The following is a 13,573-nucleotide window of genomic DNA, read 5'->3' on the forward strand; positions in this document are numbered from 1 at the left end:
TTTTTACCGGCCTCCGTGGTCGGATGGGTATGGCGCGTTCGGGAACCGCTGTCGTGCTCGAGGACGTTCGCAAGACGTACGAACTGGCCGAACCGGTCCACGCCCTCGACGGCGTCACTCTCGAAGTGTCACGCGGCTCGTACACGGCGATCATGGGACCCAGCGGCTCGGGAAAGTCGACGCTGATGAACCTCGTCGGGTGTCTGGACACGCCGACGGAGGGCCGGGTGGTCGTCGACGGCCAGGACGTGACGACGCTCGACGGGCGCGAGCGAACCGACCTCCGCGGTACGCAGGTCGGGTTCGTCTTCCAGACGTTCAACCTGATGCCGCGGCTCACCGCGCTCGAGAACGTCGCGCTTCCACAGTTGTTTCAGGGAGTCGGCCGCGGGGAGCGCCGCGAGCGCGCGCGAGAACTGCTCGAGCGGGTCGGGCTCGCGGACCGGGCCGACCACCTGCCCAGCGAGCTCTCCGGCGGCCAGCGCCAGCGGGTGGCGCTGGCGCGGGCGCTCGTGAACGAACCCGCGATCGTGCTGGCAGACGAGCCGTCCGGAAACCTCGACACGGAGACCGAAGCCGACGTGCTCGACCTCTTCGCCGAGTTTCACGACGCCGGGACGACGCTGGTCGTCGTCACCCACGAGCGCCACGTCGCCGAGCGCGCAGAGCGAATCGTCCACCTGCTGGACGGAACGATCGAACGCATCGAGAAACTCGAGTCGACCGGCGAGCCGACCTCCCCGCCGGGACCGGGAGTCGGTCCTCGGTCGTCTCGAGACGCCGACGCGGGAGCCGACGGTGAAACTCCCGGCGGCGACGGAGGCGATCGAGGTGGTGACGACCCGACGTCCGACGCGGACGGGCCCGGAACCGCGTCCGACGACCGCGACGCCGATTCGTCGACGACCGACCGCGACGACGACGGCGGGAACTGATCGTCGATGAACCCGCTCGAGCACCTCCGTCTCTCCTGGCGCTCGATCCGGGGGCACAAGCTTCGATCGGCGCTGACGACGCTTGGAATCGTCATCGGGATCGCGGCGGTGATCGCGTTCGTCACGCTCGGCGCGAGCCTGCAGGCCGGCATCATCGGCGACATCAGTCCGGACGACCAGCGAAACCTGTACGGATGGGCGGCCGATCCCGACGCCGAAGGCGGCCCCCTCGCGGGCGCTCAGCCGGTCGTGAGCCAGGACGATCTCGCGGAACTCGAGCGGTTCGACGAGGTGGCGGCGGCCTACGGCTACGCGACGATCCAGACGCAGGCGGTCTCGGACGGTGACGAGCGGGTCGCCCAGGGCGACGGGCTGATCGCGTCGGGACCGTCGTACGTCCGCGAGGAGAGCCTCGCGGAGGGTAGACAGTTCGAGATGGGCGAACGTGAGGCGGTGCTCAACCCCGCCGCCGCGGAGCAGTTCGAGTCGAACGTCACGGTCGGCGACGAGTTGACGATCGTCGCCCTCGGCGGACAGCAGTTGTCGGTCGAGGTGGTCGGTATCACCGACACCGCCGAGGGACTGAGCCCGTTCGAAGGGTTCGAGGCCGCGCCCCGGATCTACGTCCCGACGGATCCCTACTACGTCGAAGGTGCCGCGAGCGCCGGTCTCGCTGGCGGTGACGGGGAGACAGACGATCCGGGTCAGTCGGCCGACGACGACCCGTCGGACGACGTACGCTATCTCGCCGTCGTGATCGAAGCGCAGTCGGCAACCGAGTCGGACGTCGACGCCGCTCGCGACCGATCGATCGCGTACCTCGAGAGCGACGACGCCGACGCCAACGAGTTCGTAGACGACGAGGACCTCGAGGTGACGCTCCAGACGAGCACCGAACTCCTCCAGCAGCTCCAGGACGTCCTCGACCTCCTGCAGAACTTTATCGTCGGCATCGCGGCCATCTCGTTGCTGGTCGGGTCGATCGGCATCGCGAACATCATGCTCGTCAGCGTCACCGAGCGGACTCGCGAGATCGGGATCATGAAGGCGGTCGGCGCGCAAAACCGCGACGTCCTCGGGCTGTTTCTCGCGGAGGCGATCGTTCTCGGCGTCGTCGGCGCGATACTCGGGACGGCCCTCGGTCTCGCCGCGGGCTACGTCGGCGCGCTGTACGTCGACCTCCCGCTCGTCTACCCCTACGAGTACGTCGCGCTTGCGATCGCCGTCGGCATCGTCGTCGGCGTGCTCTCCGGGCTGTATCCGGCCTGGCGCGCGGCCAGGACGGACCCGATCGACGCGCTGCGATACGAGTGATCGACCGGCGACGGTCAGCGCTCCGATCCGTCCTCCCGATCCTCGCGCCAGCGCGTCGGCTCCGTCCGCTCGTCTCGACCCGCTCCCGTCCCCGACCCGTTCGTGCTCGAGTCCGCGTCCCCCGGCGGATCGTCCCGGTCCGGATCGCGGTCGTCGGCCGACCTCGGTCGATCCCGATCCCGGGTCCTCCGCGCTCGGCTCCGGTCCCGCCCGCGCCGCTTCGGCGCGTCCGTCTCGAGCGCCTCGTCTTCGCTCATCCCGATCGTTCGACGCGCGTTCGTCCGTTTCTCGGGGTACTCTCGCGCGAGGTAGGCACCGAGGTAGCCACCCAGCAGCGCGAGGCCCACGGTGTACAGCAGCACGAACGTCGAGCCGACGGCGATAACGAACAGGACGAACGCGAACCCGCCCATCGGGACGGCCGCGACGCCGAACCCGAACCCGAGGAAGCTGATCGCGAACAGCGCGAAGAACGCGAAGGGGACGAACGTGATCAGCCCGGCCAGCGCGCCGACGACCGCCCCGTCTCGCCCGTCCGGCCCCTCGAGAAAGCCCGCGACCGCGCCGCCGATCGCGGTCGAGAGGGGCACGAACGAGAGCACGACGCCGACGACGGCGCCGATGACCGCGTGAATTACGGTTCGTCCGGTGACCATACCGATCCGGACGACGGGCAACGGGAAAAGTATCCGTGGTCCAACCGGCCTTCCGGCGAGCGGGACGTTCCGGCGCACTCGAGTGGGTCGTTCAGACGTCCGTTGGCCGTCGGTACCGACGCAACCGCGACCGTCCGGGTTACACCGGTAGATCGGTGCACCAGTCCGTCTCAGTCGTCGGCCGTCCGGGAACTCGACTCCTCGAACGCCGTCTCGGCGTCCATCGAGACCTCCTCGCCCGGGCCGTCGGTCTCTGCGTCCATCTCGAGGAGCTCCGAGACTTCGGGGTCTCCGTTCACCTCGTCCGCGAGGAGGTCGACGGCTTCGACGAAGACGGCGACGATCAGCGGTCCGACGACGATCCCGATCGCTCCGAGCGTGAACAGGCCGCCGGTGAACCCGACGAAGTAGAGGCTTCCCGGGAGTCCGGCCGACCGCCGCGCGAGTCGCGGGCGGACGGCGATGTCGGGCAGCCAGGCGACGAGCGCGACGCCGAGGACGCCCACCAGGAGCGCGGCCGCCAGTTCGCCTGCGGTGACGTGATAGATCGCGATCGGGACGATCAGCAGGCTGGGTCCGATGATCGGAACGAACTGGAGGATCGCGGCGACGATCGCGAGCGTGAACGCCATGTCGTAGCCGAGCGCAAGAAACAGCGGGTAGCCGATGAGAAGCGTCGCGACCGAGGTGGCGAGCTGCAGGACGTAGATCGCGTACAGCGTCTCGCGCACTCGCTTTGCCAGTGCGTCGACGACGTCCCGGTACTCGACCGGAACCGGTGCGATCGCCGCTCGAGCCGCGTCGTCGCCTTTGAGCACCAGCGCGAACAGCAGAATAACGAACAGTGCGAACTTGATCGCGAGCACCGGCAGCGCCGACGCGAACGAGATGGCGACGTCCGTGAGGAAGTCGATCGCCATCGACTGGACGACCGCGACTTCGACCGTGTACGTCACGTCGAACGCGGTGATCGGAATCTCGGCCGGGAGCTCCTCGACGACCGTGACGATCTCGTCGATCCGGAAGTACAGCGTCAACGCGATCGGCGAGAACACCGCGACGGCTCCGACGAATCCGAGGACGGTCGCGACGGCGGCACCGGTCCACTCGGAGAGTCCGCGCCTGACGAGCCACTTCTGCAACGGGACCAGCACGTACGCGACCGTCAGCGCGAAGAGGATCGTTCCGAGGACCTCGAGCAGGATCGCGCCGGTGAGCACGCCGAGCGCGACCACGACGCCGCCGAGGACGTACCGACGAGACCGGTTCGATTGTGCGTTCGATACCACGATCGCGACTCACACCGAACGGTGAAAGTCTTTCTCACTGGTGAGCGAACGCCACGATCCTTAAGCCTCCGCGGCGTGACACGTAACCAATGAGACGACGGGCCTTCGTCCGCGGTGCCGGCGGCGCGACGCTCGCGAGCCTCGCCGGTGCCGGCTGTCTCGAGCGCGAGAACGACGACGACCCTCCGGAGGAAGACCTCGACGAAGAGGACGACGGAACGCTCCGCGTGGCGACGTACTCGTCGATGGTCCGCGGCGAGGAGTCCGCCGGCCGGTGGATCGCGGAGGCGTTCCAGACCGAGTTTCCAGACGCCGAAATCGTCTGGACCGTCCCCGATGCGGGCATCGACCACTTCGTCCAGCGCGCGCGCCTCGACGCCGACCTCGGCGCGGACGTCTACCTGGGGTTGACCGCCGCCCAACTCGTTCGCGTCGACGAGGCGCTCGAGGGACGGCTGTTCGAATCGCTCGAGCGCGATCGCCTCGAGCGCGACGGGCGCATCCGGGACGACCTCGAGTTCGACGATCCGTTCGAACGCGTCGTTCCGTTCGACACGGGCTACGTCAGCGTCGTCTACGACGAAACCGAACTCGACGGCCCGGAGTCGTTCGACGACCTGCTCGATCCGGCGTTCGAGGACGGACTGCTCGTCCAGGATCCGCGACGTTCCGATCCCGGACGCGCGTTTCTCCTGTGGACCGTCGCGGAGTACGGCGACGGGTTCGTCGACTACTGGCGTGCGCTCCGGGACAACGGCGCGGCCGTCTCCGACCGGTGGACGGAGTCGTACGTCGACGGCTACCTCGAGGGCGAGCGACCGATGGTCGTCTCCTACTCGACCGATCGGGTCGGTGCGGTCGCCGCCGACAGGAGCCTCGAGCGTCATCAGGTCGCGATGCTCGACGGCCGGGGCTACGAGAGCCGCGAAGGAGTTGCCGTCTTCGAGGGGACCGAACGACCCGGGCTCGCCTACCAGTTCGTCGACTTTCTGCTCTCGAGCGACGTGCAAGTCGAGATCGCGGTGCGAAACGCCCAGTTTCCTGCGGTCGAGCGCGACTACCTCGAACTGGGGGCCGAGTTTACGACGTACGCTCGCGAACCCGAGGAGACGGTCCGGTTCACGTACGACGAGCTCCGGGGCAACCTGGACGACGTGATGGCGGCCTGGGTCGACGTCTGGGAGGAAGAACTCGAGGACGACGACGTCGAACTCGACGACGTCGTGACCGACGAGGGCGACGATCCGGGAGCGAACGGGTCCGACGACACCGAAACGAACGAGTCCGCCGATCCCGACGCGACCGACGCCGGGGACGATTCCGGAACCGGTGGCGCCACGGCGACGGACGACGCCGACGACGAGCCGTGAACGGGACGCCGATGAGCCGTGAACGGGCGACGCCAACGAGCCGTAACGGGACGCCGACGACGGGTCGCAATCAGACGGCGCAACCGACGGCGGGTCGCGACCAGACCACCCAACCGACGACGGGTCGCGACCAGACCGCCCAACCGACGACGGGTCGCGAACGGGCCGCGATATCGCGGCCTCGAGTCGAGGTGACCGATCGGAACACCGACCGGCTCGTTCCCGCCGCGTAGGGAGCGGCTAACTCGAGTCGAACTGGCGGGCGGAGCGCAGTTTTATCACCGGGAACGTGGTACGTCGTCAAGCATGGCGCTCCAACGGCTACTCAGCGGCGATCCGTCGAAGAGCTCGAAGCTCTACCTCGCGATCGGCGTCCTCTCGCTCGCGAAGGCGATCGCGGTACGAAACGATCAGGAACGGTTTCGGCGCGAATTGCTCGACGCCGGACTCTTCATCGGCGTCGGCATCGCACTCCGAAAGTACAGCCAGCTCAAAGCGGAGAAACGCGCGGAACTCGAGTCCCAGCTGCCGGGCTGGGTCGGCGGCTCGGAAGGCGGAACCGAGTCCCCCGCGGCCGGACTCCAGTCCTTCGCGAAACGACGGCTGCAGGACCAGTCCGAGACGGAACCGACCATCCGAGATCGGGCCCGGGGAATCGTTCCGTCGCTGTAGGATCGAACGGACGGACGAACCGACGCCGGCAAGCGGACGAATCCTCTCCTCTGTTCGTCGGTCCCGACCGTCCGTCTCGGGACGTGCGTCGCGGCTCGCGTCGCCCGTCGCGGCTCGTCACGACGGAATCGGCTCGAGGCCCGCCGTGAAGTGACGAAGCTCCGCGATCTCGGGCTCGGAAGTGATCTCGAGGCCCGAAACTCGCTCTCGCTTCTCGAGGACGCGCTCTGCGGTCTCGGCGACGTGTTCGAAGTGCTCGCGGTGGTAGGTTCGACGCGGGACCGCGAGTCTGACGAGTTCCGGCCGGTCGGTGTCGGGAAAGGCGAAGCTCCCGAGTTCGACGCCGCGGACGCCCCCCTCTCGGTACAGTTCGCAGACGAACGCCTGGCCGGGAAAGACCTCACACGGAAGGTGCGAGAGCGCGGTTCCCGCGTCGAGGTAGACCGCGTGGCCGCCGACCGGCTCGTACACCGGTACGCCGACGTCCGCGAGCATCGAGCCGAACTCGTCGACGGCGTCGATCCTGTCGAAGACGTACGACTCCTCGACGGCCTCCCGAAGCCCGACGGCCATGGCCGCGATATCCCGGCCGGCCATCCCGCCGTAGGTCGGGAACCCCTCGTAGAGGATCGCGCGCTCTTTGCACCGCTCGTAGAGGTCGGGATCGTCCGTCGCGACGAAGCCGCCGGCGTTCACCAGCCCGTCTTTTTTGCCGCTCATCACGACCGCGTCCGCGTAGCTAAGCTGTTCGCGCGCGATGGCCCCGACGTCCTCGCCGACGAACTCCGCTTCGCGACGGCTGACGAAGGCGGCGTTTTCCGCGAACCGGCAGGCGTCGACGACGAACGTCGCGTCGATCTCGTCGGCGAACTCCCGAACCCGGCGGGTGTTTTCGACGCTAACGGGCTGGCCCGCCGTGGAGTTGTTCGTGATCGTCTGGACGATCAGCGGGACGCGTTCGGTTCCGACGTCGTCGACCACCTCGCGCAGGCGAGCGAGCGAGGTGTTTCCCTTGAAGGGGTCGTCGGCGTCCGGATCGAACGCGACCTCGACCGGGCAGTCGACCGGCTCGCCACCCTGGTTCGCGACGTGCGCTCGCGTCGTGTCGAAGTGGGTGTTGTTCGGGACGACGTCGCCCGACGAAAGCAGCGTGCCGTACAGGACGTTCTCCGCTCCTCGTCCCTGGTGTGCCGGAATCACGTGCGAGAACCCCATCACGTCCGCGACGGCCGACTCGAGCCGGTCGAAACTCCGCGATCCGGCGTAGGACTCGTCGCCGCGGATCAGCGCAGCCCACTGGGCGTCGCTCATCGCGCCGGTTCCGCTGTCGGTCAACAGATCGATGAACACCTCGTCCGCGTCGAGATTGAAGACGTTGTAGCCGGCGGCCTCGAGGTTTCGCTCGCGGCGGTCTCGAGAGGGGAGCGAGATCGACTCGACCATCTTCGATTTGAACGCGACCATGGACGCCGTTGAACGCCGAAACAGTTCAAATCGAGTGTCTGTACCTGGTTGTCGACGATCCGACGGGTCGAGCGACGGACGAGTGTGGACAGCGATGGCGACTTTCGTCCGCCGACGAACGATCGCACTCACCGCGCCGTCTCGAGTTCGCCTCCCGACCACAGAAACTCCGTCTCGGTTCCCGGTGCGGTGTTCGCCTCGACGCCGCCGAACGCATCGTCGGGAACGCGGTCGGGAACCGGGTCGGGGCCGACGAGCGTCGGTTCGCCGTCGGCTCGTCTCTCCGCCGATCCGTCCCCGGCTCGGTCGTTCGCCGGTTCGTCGCCCGGTCGGCCGCTCGTCGCCGACGCGCTCGGCGGGTGCGCGATCGCCTCGTCGTCCGACCGGATCGTTACGGTCGGCGCGCCGACGAGCACCGCCGTCGCGTCGAGGGCGTCCCGTGCGGGACCGTCGGTCGGTCGTCCCTCCTCCGGGGGAGACGCGTCCGCTTCGCCACTCGAGCGCGTCGATTCGGCACCGGTTCGTTCCAATCGCTCGGCATCGACCTCGACCGATTCGAGTTCCGCGGCGAGGGCCTCGAGGTCCGCGTCGACCGCGTCGATGACCTCGTCGTCGTCGGGGTCGTGAGCGCCACCCGCCTCGAGGAGGTCGTCCGGCGAGTCGATACCCGCCGCTTCGAGAACCGCGTCTGGATCGGGCTCGACGTCGGTGAACACGTCGGTTACTGTGGGTTCGGTGGGCATACCTCCGTATCCCACAGTCCGCCTCTTGGTTACGGCCCGATTTCTGCAGAATAATGTCGTACTAACCGTTCGAAACGGTATCGGTCGAGAACGACGACCCCCGTCTCACTACCGCTCTAGTCGGTTCGTACCGACGGTTCGAACCGTCGACCTCGAGACCGACGAAGCCGACCGGCGCTCAGAACAGATCCTGGGTCAACTCGAGGGTCTCCTCGCGATCCTCCCAGTTAACGAACAGCGCGACGCTGGTCGCGCTCGTGATGACGTCCTGGAGGTGGATCCGCGCGTCGGCCAGCGGGCTGATGATGTCGCTGACGATGCCCGGCTGGTTGGGGAGTTCGCCGCCGGTCACCCGGACGACCGCGATGGGCGAGTCGACGGTGACGCTCGAGAGCTCGTCGCGGGCGATGACCTCGCGGTGGAGGATGTTCTCGGCGCGCTCGGCCTCGTCCTCGTCGATGTAGAAGGTGATCGTGTCCATCCCGCTCGCGACGGCGTCGATGTTGACGTCGCTTTCCGACAGGGCGGCCGAGAGGTGGTGGAAGACGCCCGGCTGGTTGCGAATCGCTCGGCCGGCGACGGTGATGCAGGCCAGCGGGCGCTCGCGGAGGTCGACGAGGCTCTTGAACTCGCCTTCGATGCTCGTCCCGCCCGAGAGGAGGTCGCCGTGTTGGTAGTGGACGACGCGGACGTTGAGTCTGCCGTCTTTGTACGACAGCGCCGACGGAGCGACGACTTCGGCTCCCCGGAACGAGAGGTTCCGAAGTTCGTCGACCGAGATCTCGCCCACGTTTCGCGCGCCTTCGACGACGCGCGGGTCGCCGGTCATGACCCCTTCGACGTCGGTCACGATGACGACCTCGTCGGCTTCCATGTACTTGCCCATCATGACGGCGGTCGTATCGCTGCCGCCGCGGCCGAGCGTGGTGATCGAGCCCTCGGGCCCTTCCGCGAGAAATCCGGTGAGAACCGGCACCTGTTCGTCCATCGTCTCCGCGACCTCGAGGGCCCGACGCTGGGTTTCCTCGACGTCGACCTCGCCGTACTCGTCGGTGACGACCGGCCAGCCCTCGGATCCGGGCTCGAAGAACTGGGCGTCGATGCCGCGGGACGACAGCGCCGCCTTGAGCATCCGGACGGACGTGCGTTCGCCCATGCTGACGATCTGGGCGCGGTCGGCTTCGTCGGTCTCGAAGGTGATGTCCTCGAGTAGGTCGTCCGTCGTCGACCCCATCGCGCTCGCGACGACGGCGATCTCGTGACCGTCCTCGACGGCGGCGGCGACCGAGTCGGCGGCGCGATCGATCCGCTCGCCGCTGCCGAGGCTCGTTCCGCCGAACTTGGCTACGACGCGCATGCTGGCACCTCACAGCGCACTCGTGGTTGGCTACCGGTGGCGTGGCTCATACACCGCCGTTACCAGAGCGGGCAGATAACTGTGTCCCATTGGTCCCGTTTTTGTCGTCTCCCGTCCGGCGGGACCGTCGTCCCCGAGACTCGCTCCGAAGCGAGCGGGGTAACATTCACGTTCGTGCGTAGCATTACCACACGACGATGAACGTACGGGACGCACTCGAGGCCGACGCGGACGCGCTCGCCGCGATCGCGGACTCGCCGACCGACGTGATGCGCAATCTCGTCCACGATCGGACGGTGCGCGTGGCCGAAGACGGGAGCCACGATCCGAACGCCGACGTCTCGACCTCCCAGTACGGCGGCTCGGACCCGGAGGATCTGCTCGGATTCATCAGCTTCGACGCCAGAGAAGACACCGTTCACGTCACCCAGCTCGACGGGACGGGCGAGGCCTGCAAGCGTCTGCTGGCGGAGCCCGTGCGCTTTGCCGAACGGGAGTCGATGGCCGTCGAACTGCTGGCGTCGACCGACACGGGCGTGGTTCGAACCGCCGCGGAGGAACTCGGCTTCGAGCGGACGGGCACCGGCCCGCGGTTCGACGGTGCGCGCACCGTGCGCTTTCGACTGGAACCGGCGTGAACGGCTACGATCGCGGCGACGTCTCCGGACGCTCGAGTGACGACCCGGCTCCGCGAGCGTCGGTTCCGTCGGGGCTAGCTGAACTTCTGAACCGTGACGTCGAGCGTGTCGAGGTCGACGATCGGCGCGTAGCCCGAGTCGGGATCGATGTTGACGCTCTTCTGGAAGTCGGTCTGGGCCTGCCAGCAGCCGGAGTTGATCGCGAGAACGTTGTGGTACTTGCCGAAGCCGAGCTTGTGGACGTGGCCCGTATGAAAGATATCGGGCACCTCGTCGATAACGAGGTAATCCTTCTCTTCGGGTGCCAGCCGGGTGTGGCCCCCGAACTGCGGGGCGACGTGGCGTTTCTTCAGAAGCTGGTACATCGCCTTGTGAGGCTCGTCGTAGCTCGCTTTCTCCTCGGGGAGCTCCGCGATGACCTCGTCCAGCGAGACGCCGTGATACAGCAGCACGGAGACGCCCTCGAGCGTGACCGTCGAGGGGTTGCTCACGATGCGGGCGTCGTGTGCGGACATGATCTCCCGGAGGTCCTCGTCGAAGCCGGGCTGGGGTTCGGCCAGCCGGACGGCGTCGTGGTTTCCCGGGATCATCACGATCTCGACGTCTCCCGGAACCTCCTTGAGGTACTCGTTGAACGCCTCGTACTGCTCGTAGATGTCGACGATCTCGAGTTCCTCGTCCTGGTCCGGGTAGATGCCGACGCCCTCGACCATGTCGCCGGCGATCAGCAGGTACTCGACGTGCTGGGCCTCGGCCGTGGACAGCCAGTCCGCGAACCGACTCCAGGCGTCGGCCATGAACTCCTCGCTGCCGACGTGGACGTCGCTGATCAACGCCGCCTGTACGTGGCGGTCCGCCGTCGACGGCTGGTGCGTGCGCGGCACGTCCGGAAAGTGCATCGAGTCGACGAAGGCGATGCCCGCGTCGTCCGAGAGCGTCCCCTCCATCGCCAGCACCTCGTCGCGGAGCAACTCGTCGACCAGGTCGACGTACTCGCGGTCTTTCATCACCAGCCACGGGAACGTCCCCGTCGCGTCCTCGAGTTCGATCAGCCAGTGACCGCTCGCGGTCGACCGGACGTCGTTGACCAGCCCGACCATTCCGACCTCGCTCCCGCCGGGCATGCTCTGGATGGCGGTCGCCGGTCGGTGGTTGATCCGGCTCCGAAGCGACGAGCCGAGGCGTTCGAGCCGATCCCGAAACACCGCGACGAAATCCTCGTACGCGCCCGTCCCCGTGCTCTCGCCGGTCATGTCGCCGTCGATCTCGAGCGAGCGCAGGTCGGGGTCGACGGAGCGACCCGCTCCGTTCCCAGACCCCTCCGTTTCAACTGGAGATCGGTCGCTCGATTCGCCGGCCGTCGGTGCCTCGGTTCCAGTTGAAACGGAGGGGTGTGATCGCGCGCCGGCGTCGTGGTCGTCACCCTCGCCGCTCCCTCCGCCGGCTCCGTCGTCGCGACCCGTCGTCGCACCGCCGGACGCTGTTGCACCGACCCGGTCGTCGCTTCCGTCTCCCGCGTCGTCGTCTCCACCGCCGACCGGGCCGGTGCGCTCGAGCGCCGAATCGACGTGATCCGTCCGCACCACGAGCGCGTCCGCCGGGAGCTCCTCGACGACGCGCTCGAGCAGCGCCTCGGGGTTCTCCGCGGCGGCGATTCGCGTCACGGCCTCGCGCTCGGCGTTGTAGCCGCGGCTCGTGAGTTCGCTGACGATCCGCGCCGGCCCCTCGAGTGGCACACGCCTCGCATTCGCGACCGTGCAGAAAAGGGTAGCGAAAGGTCGGTTCCCCGACGCCATCGCGGCGACTCGATCGTCGAATCGCGCCCGGAGCGGACGGGAACTCGAGCGCGACTCGGGTTCGGCGATTCGCGACGTGCACTCGATGCGAAACGCGGCGAGGAGGGTTCCCCGTCGACGCTCTTTCACCGACCGAGGAGTGAAGATCGAGACCGCCGACCGATCACGACCCGCGGGTCGACGCCGGCGAGGGGAAAGTTGATTGCTCACCCCCGTAAAAACCAGTCCAATGAGTCCCCCCAGTTCCGGCGATTCCGGATCTGACGGCTCCGACGCCGCAGATGACCCCTCCGACGGAACCGGTTTCGGATCCGGCGATTCCGACGGTGGCGCGTCCCGGACGGCCGATTCGTCCGCCGCTGACGCGTCCGACTCGAGCCCAGCGGGTGGCTCGAGCGACGGTGGCACCCCGTCGAGTTCGCGAGACGGCGGTCGGTCCCGCTCGGACGACGTAACCATCGAAGACGACGGCGTCGTCAGGTGGTTCCTCGGAACCGACGACGGGACGGTCGTCGTCGTCCGCGACGTCCTGAGTAGCGTCGCCCTCGTGGCGGTCATCGGGCTGATACTGTTCGCAGCCAGCGGCATCTGGCCGCCGCTGGTCGCCGTCGAGAGCGGCAGCATGGAGCCGAACATGGAACGCGGCGATCTCATCTTCGTCGTCGACGACGACCGCTACGCGGGCGACGGGGCGGTCGACGGCACCGGTATCGTCACCCACGAGAACGGCGACGATCACGAGAAGTTCGGCCAGCCCGGCGACGTCATCATCTTCAAACCCGACGGCAGCGAGTATCGGACGCCCATCATCCACCGGGCGCATTTCTGGGTCGAGGAAGGCGAAAACTGGGTCGACTCCAGTGCGAACGAGGAGTACCTCGGCGGAGCGACCTGCGACGAGGTTCCGACCTGTCCCGCGACTCACGACGGCTTCGTCACCAAAGGCGACGACAACAGCGGCTACGACCAGTACGGCGGAGCCGCGACGGACGTCGTGAAACCCGAGTGGGTGACCGGCAAGGCGATGATCCGCGTTCCGTGGCTCGGCCACGTCAGGCTGTTGTTCGACTCGCTGCTCGGCGGACTGCTCGTCCCCCAACCGACGATCGACGGCGTCGTCCTGTCACCGACCCAGCCGGGCGTTTCGCCGTCCCCAGCTTCCTAGCGCCCGTCCTTCGGAATCTGGACCGATTCGATTCTCGACTCGTCGTGTCACCGTGGCCCACAGCGCGTCTCGTCGGAGACACTTGCCGGTACCGATGACGCGTCGGCGACGACGGCGAGAGAGACGACCCGCTCGAGCCCTCGAGCGACGTTTCGCCTCGTTCCGGACGATCGA

Annotated in this window: 12 protein-coding genes; 6 read left to right on the forward strand and 6 right to left on the reverse strand. The window is 67.7% G+C overall.

Annotated features, from left to right (window positions below; all coding sequences use genetic code 11):
* Positions 1 to 29 precede the first annotated feature (29 nt).
* The gene (locus EA472_RS09635; protein WP_124191291.1) at positions 30 to 935 is read left to right on the forward strand and encodes an ABC transporter ATP-binding protein; all 906 of its coding nucleotides are present in this window, start codon (positions 30 to 32) and stop codon (positions 933 to 935) included.
* Positions 936 to 941: 6 nt separating this feature from the next.
* On the forward strand, positions 942 to 2,249 hold the full coding sequence (locus EA472_RS09640; protein ID WP_124191292.1) for an ABC transporter permease: 1,308 nt from the start codon (positions 942 to 944) through the stop codon (positions 2,247 to 2,249).
* A 14-nt stretch (positions 2,250 to 2,263) separates the two neighbouring features.
* Here EA472_RS09640 and EA472_RS09645 read toward each other — a convergent pair whose 3' ends face one another.
* Positions 2,264 to 2,905: a DUF5518 domain-containing protein gene (locus EA472_RS09645; RefSeq protein WP_124191293.1), complete on the reverse strand. Its 642-nt coding sequence runs from the start codon at positions 2,903 to 2,905 to the stop codon at positions 2,264 to 2,266.
* A 170-nt stretch (positions 2,906 to 3,075) separates the two neighbouring features.
* Positions 3,076 to 4,194, reverse strand: a complete 1,119-nt coding sequence (locus EA472_RS09650; RefSeq protein ID WP_124191294.1) for an AI-2E family transporter — start codon at positions 4,192 to 4,194, stop codon at positions 3,076 to 3,078.
* An 89-nt stretch (positions 4,195 to 4,283) separates the two neighbouring features.
* Between EA472_RS09650 and EA472_RS09655 the strand changes: the two genes are divergently transcribed.
* Both EA472_RS09655 and EA472_RS09660 read left to right on the forward strand, forming a co-directional pair.
* Entirely contained in the window at positions 4,284 to 5,564 is a 1,281-nt protein-coding gene (locus EA472_RS09655) for a thiamine ABC transporter substrate-binding protein (protein ID WP_124191295.1), read from the forward strand.
* Positions 5,565 to 5,870: 306 nt separating this feature from the next.
* Positions 5,871 to 6,236 carry a hypothetical protein gene (locus EA472_RS09660; protein ID WP_124191296.1) on the forward strand — a complete coding sequence of 122 codons (366 nt, stop codon included), beginning with the start codon at positions 5,871 to 5,873 and terminating at the stop codon, positions 6,234 to 6,236.
* A 117-nt stretch (positions 6,237 to 6,353) separates the two neighbouring features.
* Here EA472_RS09660 and EA472_RS09665 read toward each other — a convergent pair whose 3' ends face one another.
* The 3 genes from EA472_RS09665 to EA472_RS09675 all read right to left on the reverse strand — a co-directional run bounded on the left by EA472_RS09665 (position 6,354) and on the right by EA472_RS09675 (position 9,800).
* On the reverse strand, positions 6,354 to 7,700 hold the full coding sequence (locus tag EA472_RS09665; RefSeq protein ID WP_124191297.1) for a tryptophanase: 1,347 nt from the start codon (positions 7,698 to 7,700) through the stop codon (positions 6,354 to 6,356).
* Between the two features lie 128 nt (positions 7,701 to 7,828).
* A complete protein-coding gene (locus tag EA472_RS09670) occupies positions 7,829 to 8,443 on the reverse strand; it encodes a hypothetical protein (RefSeq protein WP_124191298.1) in 615 nt (204 codons plus the stop codon).
* A gap of 178 nt (positions 8,444 to 8,621) precedes the next feature.
* Positions 8,622 to 9,800: an aspartate kinase gene (locus tag EA472_RS09675; RefSeq protein ID WP_124191299.1), complete on the reverse strand. Its 1,179-nt coding sequence runs from the start codon at positions 9,798 to 9,800 to the stop codon at positions 8,622 to 8,624.
* A gap of 197 nt (positions 9,801 to 9,997) precedes the next feature.
* Here EA472_RS09675 and EA472_RS09680 point away from each other — a divergent pair, with 197 nt between their 5' ends.
* Positions 9,998 to 10,438, forward strand: coding sequence for a hypothetical protein (locus EA472_RS09680; protein WP_124191300.1), 441 nt, complete (start codon positions 9,998 to 10,000; stop codon positions 10,436 to 10,438).
* A 74-nt stretch (positions 10,439 to 10,512) separates the two neighbouring features.
* Here the strand turns inward: EA472_RS09680 and EA472_RS09685 are convergent, their stop codons facing one another.
* Positions 10,513 to 12,174: a DNA-directed DNA polymerase II small subunit gene (locus tag EA472_RS09685; protein ID WP_124191301.1), complete on the reverse strand. Its 1,662-nt coding sequence runs from the start codon at positions 12,172 to 12,174 to the stop codon at positions 10,513 to 10,515.
* A 289-nt stretch (positions 12,175 to 12,463) separates the two neighbouring features.
* On the opposite strand from EA472_RS09685, the gene EA472_RS09690 reads away from it, so the two are divergent.
* Positions 12,464 to 13,399: a S26 family signal peptidase gene (locus EA472_RS09690; RefSeq protein WP_124191302.1), complete on the forward strand. Its 936-nt coding sequence runs from the start codon at positions 12,464 to 12,466 to the stop codon at positions 13,397 to 13,399.
* The last annotated feature ends 174 nt before the right edge of the window (positions 13,400 to 13,573 follow it).

This window comes from Natrarchaeobius oligotrophus (assembly GCF_003841465.1).
Classification (GTDB): domain Archaea; phylum Halobacteriota; class Halobacteria; order Halobacteriales; family Natrialbaceae; genus Natrarchaeobius; species Natrarchaeobius oligotrophus.